The organism is Schlesneria paludicola DSM 18645 (assembly GCF_000255655.1).
In the GTDB taxonomy this organism is placed as follows: Bacteria; Planctomycetota; Planctomycetia; order Planctomycetales; family Planctomycetaceae; genus Schlesneria; species Schlesneria paludicola.
Genome location: NZ_JH636435.1, coordinates 2,738,580 through 2,738,789, shown reverse-complemented (window position 1 = coordinate 2,738,789; position 210 = coordinate 2,738,580).

Below are 210 nucleotides of genomic sequence, written 5' to 3'. Positions count from 1 at the left end.
CCGTCAAACAGAATTCAATGAGTCCTGACCCCTTTGTTTTCCCCTACGGTCAACTAAACTTTTACGTGCAAACATGAACAGAAACGTCAGGCACTCCGATCGCTGCATCGGAGGCGTCATCGCGGGTGTGAGTTGCCTCAAAGCCGTGAGCTGTCGGAGGAGATGCTTGCAATGCATTTCCGGCAGGACGATCAAACGCCCCCCTGCCCT